We start from the raw sequence: 4,168 nt of genomic DNA, 5'->3' as shown, positions 1-4,168 counted from the left end.
GGCGTAGGTCGGGTCGGCGCCCGCGCCGTCGGCGGCCCCGGCGAGGACGAGCGGCACCATCGCCTCGTCCACCAGCACCGAGTCGGCCTCGTCGATCAGCGCGACCTCGGGCTCGGGCAGCACCAGGTCGCCGCCGGAGGTGGCGAGCCGGTCGCGCAGCAGGTCGAAGCCGATCTCGCTGACCGGCGCGTAGGTGACGTCGGCGGCGTAGGCGGCGCGGCGCTCGTCCGGCGTGGAGGTCTGCCCGACCCACGCGACGGAGACGCCGAGCAGCTCGTACAGCGGGCCCATCCACTCGGCGTCGCGGCGGGCGAGGTAGTCGTTCACCGACATGACGTGGACGCGGCGGCCGCGCAGCGCGTACCCGGCGGCGGCGATCGCGCCGGCCAGGGTCTTGCCCTCGCCCGTGGCCATCTCGGCGACCTGGCCGCGCAGCAGCGCCAGGGCCCCGACGAGCTGCACGTCGTAGGGACGCTCCCCCAGCGTCCGGCGCGCCGCCTCCCGGCCGAGCGCGCACAGCTCGGCGAGGTCGATATCGGCGCCGCCCCCCTTGGCCGACGCACCACCCCCCTTGGCCGACGCACCGCCTCCCTTGGCCGACGCACCGCCTCCCTTGGCCGAGGCACCGCCTCCCTTGGCGGCCGCACCGCTCGCCTTGCCGGACGCGCCGCCCCCCTTCGCGGAGGCCGCGCCCTTCCCACTGGACGGGTCCGCCCCGGCCGGGTCGCCCGGCAGGCGGAGGGACGAGGCGGCGGCGGTCAGTTCGGCGTCGCTGAGGCCGCGCATCCGCTGCTCGCGCTCCCCGGCGTCCGCGACCACGTCGCGCAGCGGCGCGAGGTCGGCGCTGCCGGGCTTCTGCACCAGCCTCTTCAACCGGTCGCGCAGCGCCATGGCATCCCCCCGAGGTCGGTCACGTGTCTCCGGCGGGCCCCTCTGCGGGCCCGCTCCCATCATGATCCACCCTCGGCCTCCGCTGAAGGTCTGACCGGCGTTTCCTACCGTGGGTGGATCCCATCCGGCCGCTCGGATGACAGCATTGCCGTACATGGGGTTGCGGTGGCTCTGGGATGGAAGACGTCACCGCGGAACGGGGGTCAGCATGACACCGACGGCACGGTGGGCCGCGGCGCAGCGGCGCAGGCGGCACGTCATCAACCAGGTCATCATCGACCGGGCGCTGCGCGATCCGCGCCGCCACGAGGCATCCGAGGCGCAGCCCGCGGGCAAGTAGGAACGCACCTGCGAGACAGGCGCCGCCGCGGTCCTCCGCGGCGGCGCCTGCTCGTCGTGCCCAGGTGAACCGAGAGGGCCGGGCGGCGGGTCAGGCGGAGAAGACCTCGTCGCGAGCCTGTTCGAGGGCGGCGTGCAGGGCGCCGCGCAGCACCGGGTTGCCGTCGATCTCGGTCACGGTCACGGCGGGACGGGTCGGGCTCAGCCGGCCGACGGCGCGCTCGATGCGCTCGGCCAGGGGACGTCCGCCGGCGCGTCCGAGATCGCCCGAGAGCACGACGAGGCCGGGGTCGAGGACGATGTTCACCGAGGTCACGCCGTAGGAGATGCGGACGGCCAGCTCGTCCAGGAAGTCCCCGCCGCGGTCCTCGTCGGCGGCGGCGGCGCGGACGCACTCGACGGCGGTGGGCTCGGTGATGCCGTGCTGGTGGGCGAGGGCTCGGACGGCGTCCGCGCCGACCAGCGAGCCGTAGCCGCCGGCGAGGGCCGGGATGCCCCAGGACGTCGACTCGGTGACGCCCTCCTCGCCGTCCATGGGGGCGCGGCGGGCGGTGCCGAGGGGCAGCGGCGCGCCGGGGACGGGCAGGTAGCCGATCTCGCCCGCGCCGCCGAACCGGCCGCGGATCAGGCGTCCGCCGAGCATGACCGACAGGCCGATGCCGCGGTCGAGCCACATGAGGGCGAAGTCCTCGTGCTCGCGACCCGCGCCGTAGGCGCGTTCGGCGAGGGCGGCCAGGTTCACGTCGTTCTCGATCACGACCGGGCGGCGCAGGTCGTGGCGGAGCGCCGACAGGACGCCCTCGTGCCAGTGCGGCAGGTCGAAGGCGAACTGGACGTCGCCGGTGCCGGGGTCGACGACGCCGGGCGTCCCGATCACGAGGACGGTCAGCTTCTTCAACGCGACGCGGGCGGAGCGGGCGGCCTTCACCACGGCGTTGTGCACGGATTTGACCGGGTCGCCGCCGTTGTTCGGGTCGACGGTAACCTGGGCGGCGACACTCCCGGTGATGTCGGCGACGCCCGCGGTGACCCCCTCGGGGCCGACCGACAGGCCGGCGACGTAGGCGGCGCCGGACACGACCGAGTACAGGGCGGCGTTGGGTCCGCGTCCGCCCGCCTGCTCGCCCACGACCTCGACGAGTCCGCGCTCCTCCAGCCGGCCGAGCAGCTGGGAGGCGGTGACCTTGGACAGCCCGGTGTGCGCGCCGATCTGGGCGCGGGTCAGCGGACCGCGCGCGACCAGCAGGTCCAGGGCGGCCCGGTCGTTCAGCTCACGCAGCAGGCGCGGCGTCCCGGGGCGGCTCTCCATCCTCTGTCGTCCCCTCGAAGTCTCAATCCGCTAACGGGCGGTTTTGTTTAGGAAAGTTTCTTGTTAGTTTACGCGCAAGCGTCCCACCGCCCCAGGCGAACGGAGCAGGACGCGAGCGTTGCACCGACTCGCGAGCACCCCCCGCGGCCGGTGCGCGGAACACCGGGCATGGCTGGACCCTAAACGGTCCGGCACCGGTTTCCCGCATCGCGCCGTGAAGTCCCGCCCGCGAGGGGCGGCCGGAAGAAGGAGAACCCCTTGAAGATCGCGAAAATCGCGGCCGTGAGCGCCGCCCTGGCGATCGGGCTGACCGCCTGTGGCGGCGGCGGTGACAAGAAGGACAAGGACTCGGGCGCCGAGCCCGCGAAGCTGACCGCCTGGTTCATGGGCGCGGCCAACAAGGAGGAGGACGGCGTCCTGGCCCAGGCCAAGACCGACTTCCAGCAGAAGCACCCCAAGACCCAGGTCGAGGTCGTCTACGTCCCGTGGCCGGACGCGACCAAGAAGCTGCAGGACGCCCTGAACACCGGCCAGGGCCCGGACGTCGTCGAGATCGGCAACGACCAGGCCGTGACCTGGGCCGGGCAGAGCGCGCTCGCCGACATCACCGACAAGGTGAACGCCTGGACCGAGGGCAAGGACCTGGTGAAGGGCTCCCTCGACCTCGGCCAGCTCGACGGCAAGACCTACGCCGTGCCGTGGTACGCCGGCGTCCGGGTCGTCTGGTACCGCAAGGACCTGTTCCAGAAGGACGGCGTGCAGGTCCCCAAGACCTGGGACGAGCTGAAGGCCGCCGCCAAGACGATCCAGGACAAGGAGGGCGGCAAGGTCGACGGCATCGCCGCCCCGTCCGACTTCACCAACGGGTTCGCCAGCTTCCTGTTCGGCGCCGGCGGCGACATCGCCGCCAAGGAGAACGGCAAGTGGGTCGGCAAGCTCGACACCCCCGAGGCCAAGAAGGCCGTGGAGTACTACACCGGCCTGGTCAAGGACGGCGTCGCGCCCAAGCGCTACATCGGCGTGAACGAGCTGGCCGGCCCGCAGAAGGACTTCGCCAACGGCAAGCTCGGCATGTACATCGACGGCGCCTGGACGCTGCCGCAGATCGAGAAGATCAGCGCCAAGTACACCAAGGAGATGGGCGCGTTCACCATCCCGACGCCGACCGGCCAGGTCGGCCCGGCGTTCTCGGGCGGCTCGCACCTGGCGGTGTGGCGTGACAGCAAGAACAAGGGCGTCGCGTTCGACTACCTGTCCTCGGTCGCGAGCAAGAAGAACGCCAAGGCGTTCGCCGACCAGCTGAAGTTCTTCCCGCAGTTCACCGACCTGCTGAAGGACGACTCCTACGCCAAGGACCCGATCCAGGGCCCGGCCTCGCAGCAGATGGCCAACGTCAAGGGCGCGCCGAAGACCCCGAACTGGACCGAGGCGGACCAGAACAAGAAGATCATCCCCACCATGCTCAAGGAGATCATGAACGGGGCCTCGGTGGACTCCGCGGTCGCCAAGGCCAACAAGGCCCTGACCGACACGCTCAACCAGAGCTGACCCGCCCGGGGGCGGCGCCCACCCGCGCCGCCCCCGGCCGGTTCCCGGCGGTCCGCCCGGCTGCGGCCGCCGCACCGCCCC

General features: G+C 72.5%; 3 protein-coding genes and 1 pseudogene. 2 read left to right on the top strand and 2 right to left on the bottom strand.

Annotated elements, in window-relative coordinates:
* Window positions 1–891 (bottom strand): annotated as a pseudogene (locus AB0J52_RS30075) (hypothetical protein); the annotation flags it as partial.
* 208 nt (window positions 892–1,099) lie between these two features.
* On the opposite strand from AB0J52_RS30075, the gene AB0J52_RS30070 reads away from it, so the two are divergent.
* On the top strand, window positions 1,100–1,231 hold the full coding sequence (locus AB0J52_RS30070) for a hypothetical protein (RefSeq protein ID WP_500186019.1): 132 nt from the start codon (window positions 1,100–1,102) through the stop codon (window positions 1,229–1,231).
* 90 nt (window positions 1,232–1,321) lie between these two features.
* On the opposite strand, the gene AB0J52_RS30065 is transcribed toward AB0J52_RS30070, so the two are convergent.
* Complete coding sequence (locus AB0J52_RS30065; RefSeq protein WP_500186018.1) at window positions 1,322–2,539, bottom strand: ROK family transcriptional regulator; 1,218 nt, start codon at window positions 2,537–2,539, stop codon at window positions 1,322–1,324.
* 258 nt (window positions 2,540–2,797) lie between these two features.
* Here AB0J52_RS30065 and AB0J52_RS30060 point away from each other — a divergent pair, with 258 nt between their 5' ends.
* The gene (locus tag AB0J52_RS30060; protein ID WP_500186017.1) at window positions 2,798–4,087 is read left to right on the top strand and encodes an extracellular solute-binding protein; all 1,290 of its coding nucleotides are present in this window, start codon (window positions 2,798–2,800) and stop codon (window positions 4,085–4,087) included.
* The last annotated feature ends 81 nt before the right edge of the window (window positions 4,088–4,168 follow it).

The sequence above is a fragment of the Spirillospora sp. NPDC049652 genome (genome assembly GCF_040675125.1).
Classification (GTDB): domain Bacteria; phylum Actinomycetota; class Actinomycetes; order Streptosporangiales; family Streptosporangiaceae; genus Spirillospora.
Note: the sequence above shows the minus strand (reverse complement) of the source record. Positions and strands in the feature narration are given on the sequence as shown.

Coding starts and splice junctions, on each gene's coding strand:
- AB0J52_RS30070 (WP_500186019.1), top strand. CDS start 1,100: ATGACACCGACGGCACGGTGGGCCGCGGCGCAGCGGCGCAGGCGGCAC.
- AB0J52_RS30065 (WP_500186018.1), bottom strand. CDS start 2,539: ATGGAGAGCCGCCCCGGGACGCCGCGCCTGCTGCGTGAGCTGAACGAC.